The sequence below is a fragment of the Streptomyces recifensis genome (genome assembly GCF_002154615.1).
GTDB lineage: Bacteria > Actinomycetota > Actinomycetes > Streptomycetales > Streptomycetaceae > Streptomyces > Streptomyces griseoluteus.
The window spans coordinates 1-13,060 of the sequence record NZ_MUNH01000249.1 but is presented as its reverse complement, the minus strand read 5'-3'; the positions used below and the strand labels follow the sequence as shown (position 1 = coordinate 13,060).

At 72.8% G+C, this 13,060-nt stretch carries 16 protein-coding genes and 1 tRNA gene; 8 read left to right on the top strand and 9 right to left on the bottom strand.

Annotation, left to right across the window (positions count from 1 at the left end):
* Positions 1 to 237: 237 nt before the first annotated feature.
* The 3 genes from CCN33_RS15215 to CCN33_RS15205 all read right to left on the bottom strand — a co-directional run bounded on the left by CCN33_RS15215 (position 238) and on the right by CCN33_RS15205 (position 2,548).
* Positions 238 to 453, bottom strand: a complete 216-nt coding sequence (locus CCN33_RS15215; protein WP_086694161.1) for an FmdB family zinc ribbon protein — start codon at positions 451 to 453, stop codon at positions 238 to 240.
* Positions 454 to 491: 38 nt separating this feature from the next.
* Positions 492 to 1,076, bottom strand: coding sequence for a DUF4383 domain-containing protein (locus CCN33_RS15210; protein ID WP_086694157.1), 585 nt, complete (start codon positions 1,074 to 1,076; stop codon positions 492 to 494).
* Between the two features lie 95 nt (positions 1,077 to 1,171).
* Positions 1,172 to 2,548: a hypothetical protein gene (locus CCN33_RS15205; RefSeq protein WP_086694156.1), complete on the bottom strand. Its 1,377-nt coding sequence runs from the start codon at positions 2,546 to 2,548 to the stop codon at positions 1,172 to 1,174.
* 169 nt (positions 2,549 to 2,717) lie between these two features.
* Between CCN33_RS15205 and CCN33_RS15200 the strand changes: the two genes are divergently transcribed.
* A tRNA-Val gene (locus tag CCN33_RS15200) sits at positions 2,718 to 2,789 on the top strand.
* Positions 2,790 to 2,868: 79 nt separating this feature from the next.
* On the opposite strand, the gene CCN33_RS15195 is transcribed toward CCN33_RS15200, so the two are convergent.
* Positions 2,869 to 3,096, bottom strand: a complete 228-nt coding sequence (locus CCN33_RS15195; RefSeq protein WP_086694155.1) for a DUF2277 domain-containing protein — start codon at positions 3,094 to 3,096, stop codon at positions 2,869 to 2,871.
* A gap of 94 nt (positions 3,097 to 3,190) precedes the next feature.
* On the opposite strand from CCN33_RS15195, the gene CCN33_RS15190 reads away from it, so the two are divergent.
* A complete protein-coding gene (locus CCN33_RS15190; RefSeq protein WP_086694154.1) occupies positions 3,191 to 4,105 on the top strand; it encodes a ketopantoate reductase family protein in 915 nt (304 codons plus the stop codon).
* Between the two features lie 69 nt (positions 4,106 to 4,174).
* The gene (locus CCN33_RS15185) at positions 4,175 to 4,504 is read left to right on the top strand and encodes a hypothetical protein (RefSeq protein WP_086694153.1); all 330 of its coding nucleotides are present in this window, start codon (positions 4,175 to 4,177) and stop codon (positions 4,502 to 4,504) included.
* A 55-nt stretch (positions 4,505 to 4,559) separates the two neighbouring features.
* Here CCN33_RS15185 and CCN33_RS15180 read toward each other — a convergent pair whose 3' ends face one another.
* A complete protein-coding gene (locus CCN33_RS15180) occupies positions 4,560 to 5,177 on the bottom strand; it encodes a DedA family protein (RefSeq protein WP_086694152.1) in 618 nt (205 codons plus the stop codon).
* 229 nt (positions 5,178 to 5,406) lie between these two features.
* Here CCN33_RS15180 and CCN33_RS15175 point away from each other — a divergent pair, with 229 nt between their 5' ends.
* Positions 5,407 to 5,913 (top strand): hypothetical protein, encoded by a 507-nt coding sequence (locus tag CCN33_RS15175; protein ID WP_086694151.1) that lies wholly within the window; start codon positions 5,407 to 5,409, stop codon positions 5,911 to 5,913.
* A 221-nt stretch (positions 5,914 to 6,134) separates the two neighbouring features.
* Here CCN33_RS15175 and CCN33_RS15170 read toward each other — a convergent pair whose 3' ends face one another.
* Both CCN33_RS15170 and CCN33_RS15165 read right to left on the bottom strand, forming a co-directional pair.
* Positions 6,135 to 6,590: a DoxX family protein gene (locus tag CCN33_RS15170; protein WP_086694150.1), complete on the bottom strand. Its 456-nt coding sequence runs from the start codon at positions 6,588 to 6,590 to the stop codon at positions 6,135 to 6,137.
* Between the two features lie 160 nt (positions 6,591 to 6,750).
* The gene (locus tag CCN33_RS15165; protein ID WP_086694160.1) at positions 6,751 to 7,404 is read right to left on the bottom strand and encodes an HNH endonuclease family protein; all 654 of its coding nucleotides are present in this window, start codon (positions 7,402 to 7,404) and stop codon (positions 6,751 to 6,753) included.
* A gap of 387 nt (positions 7,405 to 7,791) precedes the next feature.
* Here CCN33_RS15165 and CCN33_RS15160 point away from each other — a divergent pair, with 387 nt between their 5' ends.
* The 3 genes from CCN33_RS15160 (at position 7,792) to CCN33_RS15150 (ending at position 11,439) form a co-directional block, all read left to right on the top strand.
* Positions 7,792 to 8,373: a TMEM165/GDT1 family protein gene (locus tag CCN33_RS15160; RefSeq protein ID WP_086694149.1), complete on the top strand. Its 582-nt coding sequence runs from the start codon at positions 7,792 to 7,794 to the stop codon at positions 8,371 to 8,373.
* A gap of 271 nt (positions 8,374 to 8,644) precedes the next feature.
* Complete coding sequence (locus tag CCN33_RS15155) at positions 8,645 to 9,307, top strand: HAD-IA family hydrolase (RefSeq protein WP_086694148.1); 663 nt, start codon at positions 8,645 to 8,647, stop codon at positions 9,305 to 9,307.
* A gap of 101 nt (positions 9,308 to 9,408) precedes the next feature.
* Positions 9,409 to 11,439, top strand: a complete 2,031-nt coding sequence (locus tag CCN33_RS15150; RefSeq protein ID WP_086694147.1) for an MDR family MFS transporter — start codon at positions 9,409 to 9,411, stop codon at positions 11,437 to 11,439.
* Here the strand turns inward: CCN33_RS15150 and CCN33_RS15145 are convergent.
* On the bottom strand, positions 11,381 to 11,926 hold the full coding sequence (locus tag CCN33_RS15145) for a GNAT family N-acetyltransferase (protein WP_086694159.1): 546 nt from the start codon (positions 11,924 to 11,926) through the stop codon (positions 11,381 to 11,383). The genes CCN33_RS15150 and CCN33_RS15145 overlap by 59 nt on opposite strands.
* Positions 11,927 to 11,970: 44 nt before the next feature.
* Positions 11,971 to 12,381 (bottom strand): DnaJ family domain-containing protein, encoded by a 411-nt coding sequence (locus tag CCN33_RS15140; RefSeq protein ID WP_086694158.1) that lies wholly within the window; start codon positions 12,379 to 12,381, stop codon positions 11,971 to 11,973.
* A gap of 100 nt (positions 12,382 to 12,481) precedes the next feature.
* Between CCN33_RS15140 and CCN33_RS15135 the strand changes: the two genes are divergently transcribed.
* The gene (locus CCN33_RS15135) at positions 12,482 to 12,874 is read left to right on the top strand and encodes a hypothetical protein (RefSeq protein WP_030808015.1); all 393 of its coding nucleotides are present in this window, start codon (positions 12,482 to 12,484) and stop codon (positions 12,872 to 12,874) included.
* Positions 12,875 to 13,060: the final 186 nt, after the last annotated feature.

Below are 13,060 nucleotides of genomic sequence, written 5' to 3'. Positions count from 1 at the left end.
CTGGCCGCCGACCGCGGCTGGCGCCCCGGCCACGGCGAGCTGGCCGACAGCGACTGGACCGCGCCGATGGTGGGCGCGGTGGCCGAGCGGGGCGTGCTGGCGGGGGAGCGGATCACCCGCGAGTTCCTCCGGGTGGCGCGGGGAGCGGTGGTTCCGGCGCGGCTGCCGGCGTAGCGGTACGGCGGGGCGCGGCGAAACGGCACCGGACGTCTGTCCGGTGCCGTACTCGTGTCCTGCTCAGCCGCAGCAGCCGCCCCCGCAGCAGCCACCGCCGCCGCCTCCGCCCGAGGGGGCCGGAGCGGCGGAGGAGCCGCCGACGGCCACCGCCGACAGCAGCTTGACCGTGTCGTCGTGGCCCTCCGGGCAGGTGGCGGGCGCGGCGGACTCCGCCATCGGACGGCTGAGTTCGAAGGTGTCGCCGCAGGTCCGGCAGCGGTACTCGTAGCGAGGCATGCGCACAGGTTAGCCGCCGGACCCGGCGAGCGGGGGAGTCACTCGGGCTTCGTGTCCGGCCCGGTGACGGCGCGTTTGTCCGGGGAGGTGAGGGCCGGGTCCTCGTGCTCGGCCTCGGGGTGCCGGGAGCGCCAGTAGGGGTTGTCGTGCGGGAGGGACGAGCCGACCCGGCCGTACATGCCGAAAGTCATCAGCAGCAGGCCGACGATGAAGGTGAAGAACACGTTCTGGATCTTGAACGCCAGGAAGTTGTTCTCGGTGCCCAGCAGACCCAGGTTCAAAAAGCCGCTCAGGATGAACAGCACGCCGAAGGCCATGTTCAGGGTCGAGGCGAAGTTGCCGCCGATCACCATCCCCGCCAGCAGGATCACGCCGACGCAGATGGAGAGCACGCTCAGCGCGCCGTTGGTGTTCAGGCCCGCGACCGTGTCGCTGCCGACGTTGAAGGCACCGATGTGGCCGACCAGGCCGAGGATGCCGAAGATGAGCAGGAACAGCCCGATCAGTCCCGCGCCGATGCGGTAGACCAGGTTCAGCTTGTGGTCGACGGGCAGGTGCTCGTCGAACACGGTGCGGCGCCGGGTGGACTGCTTGTCGCGTGAGTGCACTGCGTGTGCGGCCATGTCGCCTCCTTGGGGGCGCGTGCGGAGGCCGTCCCCGTCCCCTCAATACTCACCAGCACCCCACGTACCGGCAACAGGGGCGCCGCCGGGCGGGCTCAGTGCGCGGGGCCGCCGCGCTCCTCCCGGATCTGCGCGACCACCCGCGCGACCGTGCCGCGTACGGCCTCGGTCTCGGTGAGGAAGTGCCAGTAGTCGGGGTGCCGGCCGCTGTCCAGCGCGGCGACCGCGCGGTCCAGCCGGGCCACCGCCTCGTCCAGCGGGCGGGCGTGCCGGGGGTCGGGCGCGGTACGGCCCGTCATGGCGAGCCGCTGGGCGTCACGGAGCGCGAACCGGGTCCGTTCGATCTCCTGCCGGGGGTCCTTCTGGACGGCGTTCAGCCTGGCCAGCCGGTCCCCGGCGGCCGAGACCGCCTCGTCGGTGGTGTTCAGCAGGGCCCGTACGGTCGACAGCAGCGAGGTGGCGTCCGGCCAGCGCTGGGCCTCCCGCGCGGCGCGCGCCTCGGCCAGCTTGCGCTCGGCCTGGCGGACGTTCTCGGCGGCCTGCTCGGGCACGTGCTGGAGGTCCTGCCAGCAGGCGGCGGCGAACCGGCGCCGCAGCTCGCTCAGCACCGGCTCCACCTGGCCGCTACGGGTGGTGAGGGCCTGCGCGCGGGTGCTCAGGCTGACCAGGCGCCGGTCGATCTCGGCGGCGCGCTCCGGCAGCCGCTCGGCCTCGGCCCGGATCGCCCCGGCCTCCCGCTGTACCCGCTCGGCCCGCTCCAGCGTGGCCGCGACCCCGTGCTGCCCGGCGCCCTGGTTGAGCCGGGTCAGCTCGGGGGAGAGGGCGGCGAGGCGGGCGGCCAGGTCGTCCGCGCCTAGCCGCTTCTCGCGTACGGCGTCCAGGGCGTTGCTCGCGCCGAGCAGGGCCTGCCGGGCGCGCTCGACCGCGGGCGCCAGCCGGGCGAGCCGGGTCTCGGCGCTGCCGAGGAGGGGGCCGAGGGAGGCGGAGAAGCGGTCCAGCTCGCCCTTGACCCGGACCAGCTCGTCCTTGGCGGCGGTCAGCTCCGTACGGGCACGGTTCGCGGCGGCCGCGTCGAGGTCGTCACGGTCGAGATCCTGGGCGTCGACGGCCTGGATGTACCTCTGGCTCGCCTCGTCTATGCGCCGGCCGAGCGCCTCGAAGTCGGCGACGGCACGGCGGGCCGCGGGGGAGTCGTCGACCGCGGAGATGGTCTCGACGGAGATGCGCAGGTCGCGCTGGGCGGTGTCCAGCTCGTAGAACGCGGCCGCGGCCGCGTCCTTCGCCGCCTGGGCCTCCGCACGCTGGCTCTCGGCACGGCCGCCGAACCAGCGCCGGGTGCCGCCGCCGGCGAACGCGGCGGCCATGGTGAGGGCGGCCAGCACGGGCAGGCTCATCAGGGTGAGGGCGTCGCGCACGGGGGACGGCGGGTGCGGGTGGGTCTGCGCTGCTGACGTGCCCGGTGTCGCCGTCACATCCCTCTCCCGTGCTGCGGTTGGCCCTGGGTGGTGTCATTCTCCCACCCGTTGAAGACGAACACACGGCCCGGTCAGTTCGCCCCCGCCGCCATGCGTTCCGGGGTTTGCGGGGTACCGCCCGAGGCAAGGTAGGCTGTCGACTCGTCCCGGCCACGCGCCGGGTCGCGGGTGCGTAGCTCAGGGGTAGAGCGCCTGCCTTACAAGCAGGATGTCGGCGGTTCGAAACCGTCCGCGCCCACAGCGAGAAGTAGCAGGCCAGAAGCTTGTGACGGCCCTCCGGGAGTGTCCCGGGGGGCCGTTTTCGCCGTCCGGAGCGACTACTGCGCCCGTACCGGCCGCCCCCGTACCTCCAGGCTGTCCAGCAGCTCCGCCGTGGCCTGCGTGACGGCGTCCACGGCACGGTCGAACGCCTCGCGGTTGTGGGCGGCTGGGGCCCGGAAGCCCGAGACCTTGCGTACGTACTGCAGCGCGGCGGCGCGGATGTCGTCCTCGGTGGCCTCACCGGGCAACACCGGCGGCCGCAACGTCTTGATACTCCGGCACATGTCTCAAGTCTGCTCCAACGGGGCCGCGCGTGAAGGATGATCGCGCGAGGCGGCCACCCGGATGTCGGGGCCGACCACAGGAGAGGACACGTTCATGACGAACAGGCCCACGGTGGCGATACTCGGTCCCGGCGGCATCGGCGGACTTCTCGCCGCGCTGCTGTCCCGCTCCGGGCACCGGGTGATCTGCCTGGCGCGGGAGGGCACGGCGGAGGTGCTGCGCCGGGACGGAATCCAGGTGCGCAGCGGCCAGTTCGGGGACTTCCACGCGGGCGTGGCGGCGGACACCGAACTGCGCGAGCCGGTGGACGCCTGCCTGATCACCGTCAAGCACACCACGCTGGACGCGGCCCTGACCCGCGTACCGCCCGCCGTGCTCGGTGACGCCCTGGTGGTGCCGCTGCTGAACGGCGTCGAACACCCGGCGTCGCTGCGCGGGCGGTACGCGCCCGAGCTGGTCGTCCCCGCGACGATCCGGGTGGAGTCCACCCGGGTCCTGGCCGGGGACGGCGAGGGCGTGGTGATCGAACACGGCAGCCCCTTCACCGAGGTCGACCTCGCGAGCGCGACGACGGTACGGCCCCGCGTGGACGCCCTGGCCTCGGCTCTCACGGCGGCGGGGGTGACGGCGCGCGTGGTGGACGACGAGACGGCGGCCCTGTGGGCCAAGATGGCGTTCCTCGCCCCGTTCGCCCTGCTCACGACGCGGTACGGCGTGCCGGTCGGCGAGGCCCGTACGCGCTACCGCGCCGAGCTGGAGGCCCTGGTGGCCGAGGCGGCCGAGGTCGGCCGCGCGTGCGGTGCCCCGGTGGACCCGGCCGGGTCCCTCGCCCGCTACGACCTGTTCCCGGCGGCGGCCAAGTCCTCGATGCAGCGGGACGCGGAGGCGGGCCGGGCGCTCGAACTCGACGCGATCGGCGGGGCGTTGCTGCGCGCCGCGGCGCGGCACGGGGTGGCGGTGCCGGTGACGGCGCGGTTGGTGAGGGAGCTGGGCGGCGCCGGCGCCTGAGGCCACTCGTTCGAATGAACTGCCCGGCGCAGCTCGCCACTGAAAATCGAACAGGCGTACCATTGCCGTGTGTCTGAGTCCCATGGATTCCCCAGTGACCTGCTCGCCGGGCAGGAGGAGCTGCATCAGATCAGGGCCGAGCTGTCGGCCCTGCTCAGGCGGCTGCCCTGGTCGGTCGAGCCGCTGGACGGCTTCACCGACGACACCGGCTGGCGCAAGATCGAACGCCCCGCGTCCCCCGGCTGGACCGCCGACGAACAGGCCGAGGTCGAAAAACTCCGCCGCCGCGAACACGAACTGGCCGTCTTCATCACCGGTCACCGCTACTGGACCGAGATAGCGGCGGCGGACCGCGTCCAGGCCCGCTCGGAACTGAAGCACGCGCACGAGCAGGACTAGCTCCGGCCGGGACACGGCTCCGGGGCCGGCACGGTGCGGTGGCGCGAACGCCCGCTCAGGACTCCGCGGGGCGTCGGCGCATCAGGTACGCCGCCGCCGCGCCCGCACCGGTGAGGGCCGCGACCGAGACCGCCGTGGCCAGCCAGGCTGTGCCGAGCCAGCGGGTGCCGTAGTAGCCGAGGGCCGCGCTGTAGGCGGCCCAGGAGAGGCCGGCGAGGGCGGACCAGGGGACGAAGTCGCGGGCGCGGCGGTGGGCGGCGCCCGCGCAGAAGGAGACGACCGAGCGGCCGGCGGGGGCGAAGCGGGCGAGGACCACCAGGGCCCCGCCGCCGCGCGAGAGGGCCTCGCCGAGACGTTCCTGCGCATGGGTCAGCCGTCGGGAGCGGGCGATGGCGCGGTCCAGCCGCTCACCGCCCCGCCAGGCCAGCCGGTACGCGACCAGGTCGCCCAGCACGGAGGCCGTCGTCGCCAGCAGGATCAGTACCAGGATGTCCGGCACGTCGTGCGGGACCCGCCCCGCCGCCGCACCCGTTCCGGCCGCCGCCGCGGTGGCGGCCGCGATGACCAGGACGCCGCTCGGCAGCACCGGCAGGAAGACGTCGAGCAGGACCGAGACTGCCACCACGGCATAGATCCATGGACCGGTCGCCAGTGACCCGACGCTCTCCAGCACGATTACTCCCCGTCATTCCCCCGATTACAGCCATACAGCGTACGCCTGGCCGGTGACAGGAGGTTCATGGGGGGATCAAGTGATCATCACAACATGTTCACGGCCGTCGCGTCGAAATGCCCCATACATCGCCCTTCACCCGTGCGGCGCGCCCACGGGGCGGCCGGGAGTCATGTCCCGTACCAACGTGTGGGGGGCTCCTGCGATCGCGGAAGAGAAGGTGTGCTCCATGCTGGCGACCCTGAGCGCGGTGACGGCCGCGGTGCTGCTGGGCGGCACCGCGGGTGGCTACACCGTCGACGCCGAGGGCCGGTTCGCCCCGCCCGCCGCCTTCGTCCCGTCGGCAGCGGTGACGTACGACCAGTCCTACGTCCCGGCCGCCGCTTCCATCCGGGTACGCCAGCACACCGGCGCGGGCGGTGCCACCACCATCGGCCTGCGCATCACCGGCGTACGCCCTCATCACTCCTTCGGGGCCTTCGTGCACCAGCACCCCTGCGGCACCCTCCCCGCCGACTCCGGCCCCCGGTACCAGAACCAGCCCGGCGCCACCGGCGACAACGAGGTCCGCCTCGGCTTCACCACCGACGCGCGGGGCACCGGCGGCGCGACCGACCAGCACACCTGGGGACTCCGGCGCGGCGAGGCCGCCTCCGTGGTGATCCAGGACCGGCCGGGGGACGGTGCCACCCGCGTCGCCTGCTTCACGGTCCCCTTCGGCTGGGTCACCGGCTGACCGCGCAGCACCGACACCAGGATGCCGGGCGGGTGCTGCGGATCCATGGGACAGCCACATGTGGGACGGCCACATGGAGGACGCGCCCACACCCCGGCTGATGGGCGGGGGCCGCGGTGGCCGGGCTGCTCGGCCGGTCCGCGGAGGCGAGCGGCAGACGAGCGGGCAGCGGACGAAGCGGGGCGGGGCGAACCTCGTCCCGCCCCCTCCCGTACCGGGTCTCAGGCCGCTATCGGCTCCCGCGTCCGCTCCCCCTCCGGCGAAGCGACCCGCCGGGAGGCCACCAGCCGGTCCAGGCCGAACGCGCCCGACCCCGTGAAGATCAGCAGGAAGAAGGTCCAGCAGAACAGCACGGACAGTTCGCCGCCGTTCTGGATGGGCCAGAAGGCCGCCTGCTGGTGGACGTCGAAGTAGGCGAAGGCCATGGAGCCGGAGGCGAGGAGGGCGGCGCCGCGGGTGCCGAGGCCCAGGAGGACCAGGGCGCCGGCGACGAGCTGGATGAGCGCCGCGTACCAGCCGGGCCAGCTGCCGGCCGCGATCGTGCCGCCGTGGGTGCCCGCCGCGCCGCCGAGGACGCCGAAGAGCGAAGCGGCGCCGTGCACGGTGAACAGCAGGCCGATGACGATGCGGAAGAGCCCGAGCGCGTACGGCTGGGCGGCGTTGAGACGTGCGGACATGGGGGGAGGTCTCCTCTTTCGGGGGAAGGCCCAGGTTAGGTAAGCCTCACTCATGCTTGCAAGTTCAACATTCGGCCACCATGGCAAAACGGCGACGGCCCGCCCCGGCCGGCGAGGCCAGGACGAGCCGTGGACGTGGAGACGCGGGGGTGGGTTTCCGTCAGCAGCCCGACAGGTAGTTCGTCAGCGCGCTCTTCTCCGCCGAGTCCACCGAGAGGTTGTAGTAGTACTTCACCTGCACCCACGCCCGGACATAGGTGCACCGGTACGAGGTGAGGCTCGGCATCCAGGTCGCCGGGTCCTGGTCGCCCTTGGCCTGGTTCACGTTGTCCGTGACCGCGAGGAGCTGTGGCCGGGTGACGTCGTTGGCGAAGCCCTGCCGCTGCGCCGTCGTCCACTTGCTCGCACCGGAGTCCCACGCCTCGGCCAGCGGGACGAGGTGGTCGATGTCCACGTCGGAGGCCGCGCTCCAGGTGGCACCGTCGTACGGGGAGTACCAGCTGCCGCCGGTCGCCACGCAGGCAGAGTCGGTCGTGACGTTCGTGCCGTCCCGCTTGAGTATGTACTCGCGGGTGTTGCAGGTGCCGCTGATCGTGATCCAGGTCGGGAACAGGTCCCGGTTGTAACCGGTGCGGTTCTCGGTGGCCACGGTGAGCTGCGAGAGGTAGCTCCGGGCGGTGGCGCCGCTGACCGGGGTGGGCAGGGCGGCCGAGGCGGTCGGCGGGTTGAGGAGTGCGGCGGAGGCGAGCAGACCGGTGGCCGCGGCGACGACACCGAGTCGTCGACGCGCGTAGAACCGGGACGAGCGGGACATGCGGAACATCGGAACTCCCTTGTGGGGTAGGAGTGTTGGCGCGCGGGCAGGGGAATGCTCGCCAGGTGGCGTTGCGGTGGGGTGAGCGCCCGGTTAGAAGCTAGTGACGCGTCCATGACACGACAAGGTTCAGGACGGAACTTTCACGTCCCGTACCATGGGCGGTGCAGAAGGGGAGTAGCTCTTCGCCGGACCGTCGACATACTGCTCAGCGAGCCTGAGCCGGCGCCCGGAGGCGGAATCCCGTGGGACCCGCCAGCGAGACCTTCGGCAAGCAGTGCACGCCCGTGCCCTCAAGGTGCGGGTGCCCGATGTGCTGCCGTGCCGAGGTGTCTCACGCGTGAAACGCGCACTCTCGGCGGGGCGGCCCCGACCGATTGAGGAACCTTGATCAGCATTACCGTGACGGCGCTCGTCTTCGGCGTCATCTTCCTCGCCGAACTGCCGGACAAGACCGCGCTCGCCGGCCTCGTCCTCGGCGCCCGTTACCGCGCGTCGTACGTCTTCGCCGGTGTCGCCGCGGCCTTCCTGGTGCATGTCGTGCTCGCCGTCGCGGCGGGCAGCGTGCTGACCCTGCTCCCGCAGCAGATCGTGCACGCCCTCACCGGCGTCCTCTTCCTCGGCGGCGCGGCCGTGCTGCTGCTGAAGAAGGACGAGGGCGAGGAGGAGATCAAGAAGCCCGCCGACCAGTCCTTCTGGAGGGTCGCCGGTACGGGCTTCATGCTCATCCTGGTCGCCGAGTTCGGTGACCTCACCCAGATCATGACCGCCAACCTCGCCGCCCGCTACGACGACCCGCTCTCCGTCGGCCTCGGCGCGGTGCTCGGCCTGTGGGCGGTGGCCGGTCTCGGCATCGTCGGCGGAAAGGCCCTGATGAAGCGGGTGCCCCTGCGGCTGATCACCCAGATCGCGGCCCTGCTGATGATCGGCCTCGGCGTCTGGAGCCTGTACGAGGCGATCGCGGGCTGACGCCGGTTCGGGGGCCGGGGTGCCGGTGGGCGGGTGCGCGGGGCCGGCTGAGCCTCGCGTCCTGGACGCCCCCGGCGCGCCGCCGCCGACCCTCGGGGGAGGCGTGGTGGCGGGATGCCGTCCTCGTTTTGTACCGTGGAGGAACAAAGTGGCTCCCGCCCGCTTCCCCTGACCGGCGGGCGGGGCCGCCTTGTCCCCGACAGGGACCCCGCCGCACGCCCTGTCCCCACAGGGCCCCTCGACCGGGGCCCTCGCGTCTTTGGAGCTGCCGATGGCCACCGAACCCGCCGTTCTCACCGCCCGCGCCCTCCTGCTCGACATGGACGGCACCCTCGTCAACTCCGACGCCGTGGTCGAGCGCATCTGGCGCCGCTGGGCCGCCACCCAGGGCCTCGACGGCGACGAGGTGATGAGCGTCGTGCACGGCAGGCAGGGCCACGCCTCCATGGCGCTGCTGCTGCCCGAGCGCCCCGTCGAGGAGAACCTCGCGGACAACGCCCGCATGCTCGCCGAGGAGACCGCCGACATGGACGGCGTGGTCGAGGTCCCCGGCGCGACCGCCTTCCTCGCCGCCCTCGCCGGCACCCCGCACGCCCTGGTCACCTCCGCCGACGTGGCCCTCTCCACCGCCCGCATGGCCGCCGCCGGCCTCCCCCTCCCCGCGGTCCGCGTCACCGCCGAGTCGGTCGGCGCCAGCAAGCCCGAACCCGAGGGCTTCCTCAAGGGCGCGGCGGAACTCGGCGTCGATCCCGCCGACTGCGTGGTCTTCGAGGACTCCGGCGCGGGCATCGCGGCGGGCCGCGCGGCGGGCATGCGGGTGGTGGGCGTCGGCCCGCGCGCCGGGCAGCACGGGCCGGACGCCCTGGTGAAGGACCTCACCGAGGTGCGCGTGGAGCCGCAGGAGGACGGCACGATCCGCCTTCTCATCGGCTGACCGCCCGCGCAAGCCGGGGCCGCCTGCCCCCGCCCCCGACAGGCCGGGGCCCCCTCGACCGCCGAACATGGGAGCAGGCAACCGAGGGCTGGGAGGTCTTCATGGCCTTGGACACGCATGGCGCCGCCGAAGAGGTGCGCCGGGGTGAGCACATCAGCGGGAATGTGCTCGTCTCCATCGGGGCCCTGCTGCTCGGGCTGTTGCTGGCCGCGCTGGACCAGACGATCGTGTCGACGGCGTTGCCGACCATCGTGAGCGAGCTGGGCGGGCTGGAGCATCTCTCCTGGGTCGTCACGGCGTATCTGCTGGCGTCGACCGCGGCGACCCCGTTGTGGGGGAAGCTCGGGGACCAGTACGGGCGGAAGCGGTTGTTCCAGCTCGCCGTCGTGATCTTTCTGATCGGGTCCGCGCTGTGCGGGACGGCGCAGAACATGCCGCAGCTCATCGGGTTCCGGGCGCTGCAAGGGCTCGGCGGCGGCGGTCTGATGGTGCTGTCGATGGCGATCGTCGGCGACATCGTCCCGCCGCGTGAGCGCGGCCGGTACCAGGGGCTCTTCGGGGCCGTGTTCGGTGCGACCAGCGTGCTCGGGCCGTTGCTCGGCGGGTTGTTCACCGAGCACCTGAGCTGGCGCTGGGTGTTCTACGTCAACCTGCCCGTCGGGATCGTCGCGCTCGTCGTCATCGCCACCGCCCTGCACATCCCGCGCCGTACCTCCCGGCACACCATCGACTACCTCGGCACCCTGCTGATCGCCTCCGTCGCCACCTGTCTGGTCCTGGTCGCCTCGCTAGGCGGGACGACCTGGTCCTGGGCGTCCGCCCAGATCATCGGCCTCGCCGTCCTGGGCGTACTGCTCGCCGTCGCCTTCGTCGGCGTGGAGCGGCGGGCCGCCGAGCCGGTGCTGCCGCTGAAGCTGTTCCGCATCCGCACCTTCACCCTCGCCGCCGTGATCAGCTTCATCGTCGGCTTCGCCATGTTCGGCGCGATGACCTACCTGCCGACCTTCCTCCAGATCGTGCACGGTATCTCGCCCACCATGTCCGGCGTGCACATGCTGCCGATGGTGGTCGGACTGCTGCTGACCTCCACCGTCTCCGGGCAGATCGTCAGCCGCACCGGCCGCTGGAAGGTGTTCCCGGTCGCGGGCACCGCCGTGACCGCCCTCGGGCTGCTCCTGCTGCACCAGCTCGACGAACACAGCTCCACGCTGGAGATGAGCCTGTACTTCTTCGTCTTCGGCCTCGGACTCGGTCTGGTCCTCCAGGTGCTCGTCCTCATCGTGCAGAACGCGGTGTCCTACCAGGACCTCGGCGTCGCCACCTCCGGCGCCACCTTCTTCCGGTCCATCGGCGCCTCCTTCGGCGTGGCCATCTTCGGCACCGTCTTCTCGGGCCGCCTCGGCGACAAGCTCACGGAGGCCTTCCAGGGCGTCCGGCTGCCGGCCGGCGTCTCGCCCGGCGCGCTGGAGGCCGACCCGCGCGGCATCGGCGCGCTGCCGCCCCCGCTGCGGCCCGCCGCGCTGCACGCCTTCTCCGCGTCCATCACCGACGTCTTCCTCTACGCCGCCCCGGTCGCGTTCCTCGGCTTCGTGCTGGCCTGGTTCCTCAAGGAGGACCGGCTGCGCGGCTCGGTCACCGCGCCGGACGCCTCCGAGACCATCCCGCCCAACCCGGTCCACCGCTCCTCCTACGAGGAGGTGTGCCGCGCGCTGTCCACGCTCGGCACCCGCGAGGGGCGGCGGGAGATCTACCGGGAGATCACCGCCCGCGCCGGGTACGACCTGCTGCCCGCCGCGAGCTGGATGCTGCTGCGGATGCGCAAGCACGGGTCCGTGGAGCCGTACGTCCTCGCCGAGCGGGCTCCCGTGCCGCTCGGCACGGTGCTGGCCGCCGCCCGGCAGGTCGAGGAACGGCGGCTCGCCGCGCGTGACGGGCTCGAGCTGTCGCTCACCCCGGCCGGGGCGGAGGTCGCCGGGCGGCTGGCCAAGGCCCGCGAGGACTCGCTGTCCGACCTGCTGGGGGACTGGTGGGGGCCCGGACGGCCCACGGATCTCGTGCAGTTGGTGAAGGAACTCACCGCCGAGCTGTGCGGCTCCGAGCGGGAGCGTCCGCAGCTACGGAAGCCTGGCTGAGGTCCTTGGTGAACCAGTGCTCGGCGTACGGGTCCTCGTTGTGCCGTTCCGTCTCGGTGTAGCCGAGCCGGGCGTACAGGGTGCGGGCTTCCACCAGGTCCGTGCGGGTGTCCAGGATCATCCGGCGGGCGCCGAGGGCACGGGCGGCCTCCTCGGCGGCGCGGACCAGCGGGGCGGCGCCGCCCCGGCCGCGCGTGTGCGCGTACAGGAAGACGCGGGTCAGTTCCGCGGTGTCCGGGGCGAGCAGGCGTACGCCCGCCGAGCCGGCCGGTTCCCCTCCGTACCGCGCGACCAGCAACTCGCCCGTCGGCGGGGCGAGTTCCGCGCCGGTGCGGGCCGCGATCCCCCGCTCCAGCTCGGCCGGGTCGGTGCGGTGTCCCTCGTGCAGCAGGTACCAGCGGTCGCTGACCTCGGTGTAGTACGCCCGCCAGAGGGCCGCGGCCACCGGCGAGTCGTACGGTTCGGGGGCGATGGTCCACGTCGTCATGCGGGCCATCCCAGCGGGGGCGCGGGGCGCGGGGCAAGCGGGTTTCAGGCGCCGGTGCCCTTCAGGCGGCGCCACTCGGCCACGACCTCGTCCACGTCGTACGGCTTCTTGCCCAGCGGCGGGCCCGGCGGGGGACGGAACATCATGTCCCGGATCTTGACGTTGACGGCCGTGATGATCTCCCGGACGGCACGCTCCGAGGGTGCCGCGTACGCCGCCGCGAGCGCGTCCTCGGCCTCCTTGCGCAGGGCGAGCGCCGGGGGCAGTACCGCCAGGCCCTCGCGAGCCATCTTCCGCTTGACCCACCACAGTTCGTCGTACGCGCTGTCCAGTCCGGCAGGCAGGGGCTCACCGGTGCCGGGCAGCTCGTCGAACTCGCCGCGGCGCTGGGCGGCGTTGATCTGGTGGTCGACCCAGGACTCGAACGGGATACGCGGTGGCTTTCGCTCGGTCATGCCCCCCATTGTGCCGGACGTGGACGAGCCGGGCGTTCTATCATGCGGCGGCGGTGCGGCGATCAGGGGTCCGCGCCAAGGGGCTTCAGGGGGAACACGCGTGCTCGAACTCACCATGGCCGCCGTCTCCAGCGAGGAAGCGGGTGCCACGGCCGGCATGACGATGGCCGAGGCACCCAGCGAACCGGGTGCCGCGCTCCGCGTGGGCCGGGACGGCGCGGTGTGCCGGCTGGTCACCCCGGAGGACTGGCTCTTCGTCTCCCGCGTCCACCTGGAGTTCCTCTGCGGACCCGACGGCGGCTGGCAGCTCTCCTGGCTCCACGGCTCCCAGCCCGACCCCTCCTCCGAGGTCCGCCTCACGGTCGGCGAATACGCCCAGACCGTCCCCTACGGCGGCTCCGTCCGCCTTCCCCGAGGAGCCTCGGGCGAGGTGGTCATCCAGGACCGAACGGCCCCCCGCAGCGTGAACGTGGGCTTCTACCACGAGGTCTAGCTGCCGCCGGCCCAGCGATGAGGCGTGGCTGCCGCCGGCTCCACGAGGTGAGGTGCGTGTCCCCTCCGGGGCGTTGCGGGGATGCCTGAGCAGGGCGGGCCTTCGGGCCGGAGGCCGGCGGGTTCGCGTACGGACGGGGTTCCGGGCCGGTGTCGCCTCTGCGGGCCAGGGTGCCCGCCGGGGCCC

What these genes read in the sequence shown, in the direction of transcription:
- CCN33_RS15215 (WP_086694161.1), bottom strand. Translation starts at nt 453, where the DNA reads ATGCCTCGCTACGAGTACCGCTGCCGGACCTGCGGCGACACCTTCGAA.
- CCN33_RS15165 (WP_086694160.1), bottom strand. Translation starts at nt 7,404, where the DNA reads ATGTCCCGCTCGTCCCGGTTCTACGCGCGTCGACGACTCGGTGTCGTC.
- CCN33_RS15195 (WP_086694155.1), bottom strand. Translation starts at nt 3,096, where the DNA reads ATGTGCCGGAGTATCAAGACGTTGCGGCCGCCGGTGTTGCCCGGTGAG.
- CCN33_RS15150 (WP_086694147.1), top strand. Translation starts at nt 9,409, where the DNA reads ATGGCCTTGGACACGCATGGCGCCGCCGAAGAGGTGCGCCGGGGTGAG.
- CCN33_RS15210 (WP_086694157.1), bottom strand. Translation starts at nt 1,076, where the DNA reads ATGGCCGCACACGCAGTGCACTCACGCGACAAGCAGTCCACCCGGCGC.
- CCN33_RS15170 (WP_086694150.1), bottom strand. Translation starts at nt 6,590, where the DNA reads ATGTCCGCACGTCTCAACGCCGCCCAGCCGTACGCGCTCGGGCTCTTC.
- CCN33_RS15190 (WP_086694154.1), top strand. Translation starts at nt 3,191, where the DNA reads ATGACGAACAGGCCCACGGTGGCGATACTCGGTCCCGGCGGCATCGGC.
- CCN33_RS15145 (WP_086694159.1), bottom strand. Translation starts at nt 11,926, where the DNA reads ATGACGACGTGGACCATCGCCCCCGAACCGTACGACTCGCCGGTGGCC.
- CCN33_RS15175 (WP_086694151.1), top strand. Translation starts at nt 5,407, where the DNA reads ATGCTGGCGACCCTGAGCGCGGTGACGGCCGCGGTGCTGCTGGGCGGC.
- CCN33_RS15140 (WP_086694158.1), bottom strand. Translation starts at nt 12,381, where the DNA reads ATGACCGAGCGAAAGCCACCGCGTATCCCGTTCGAGTCCTGGGTCGAC.
- CCN33_RS15155 (WP_086694148.1), top strand. Translation starts at nt 8,645, where the DNA reads ATGGCCACCGAACCCGCCGTTCTCACCGCCCGCGCCCTCCTGCTCGAC.